This window comes from Bacillus cereus group sp. BfR-BA-01355 (assembly GCF_022663675.1).
Lineage (GTDB): Bacteria > Bacillota > Bacilli > Bacillales > Bacillaceae_G > Bacillus_A > Bacillus_A thuringiensis_S.
Map to the genome: position 1 here is coordinate 1 of NZ_JAKUFY010000278.1, position 743 is coordinate 743.

Genomic DNA, 743 nt, shown 5'->3' on the forward strand with positions numbered 1-743 from the left:
TAACTACATTTTCTTTCGATACATTTGGTGATACTATATTCCCTACGTTTTCTTTCTTCACTTGTGGTGACACTATATTCCCTACATTCTCTTTCTTCACTTGCGGCGATATTATATTCCCTACATTCTCTTTCTTCACTTGTGGTGACACTATATTCCCTACATTTTCTTTTTTCACTTGCGGTGACACTATATTCCCTACATTTTCTTTCTTCACTTGCGGTGATATTATATTCCCTACATTCTCCTTCTTCACTTGCGGCGATAGTATATTCCCTACATTCTCCTTCTTCACTTGCGGCGATACTATATTGTTTTTTTTCGTTTGCGGAGAAATGATATTGTTAGGTTTCATTTTACTAATTTGAGGAGCAATTAACTCGCTTCCTTTTTTTATTACATCTGAAATTTTATATTCTTTTTTTGGTTTTATTGGTGGTTGTGGCGGCTGCGGTAATACATTTACCGAAAACTTCGTGTTTTCTTTTTCCGCCGGTTTTTGTTTTTCTATCACAGGTGGTTTTTGAATAACAGACGGTTTTTCAACTGGTTTTTCTTTTTGAATTGGCTGTTCTTTTTGCACCTCTTTTTGCGGCTTTACCTGCATCTCCTTCTGTGGTTTCACCTGTACTTCTTTTTGCGGCTTTACTTGCATCTCCTTCTGCGGTTTTACTTGCACTTCTTTTTGTGTTTGTTGCATAGCTGGCTGCTGTGTAATTGGTGCTGATTGATACGTAACTTCT

General features: G+C 37.0%; 1 pseudogene. It reads right to left on the bottom strand.

The features are described from left to right. A pseudogene (exsA, locus tag MR167_RS31570) lies at nucleotides 1-743 on the bottom strand (spore coat assembly protein ExsA); the annotation flags it as partial.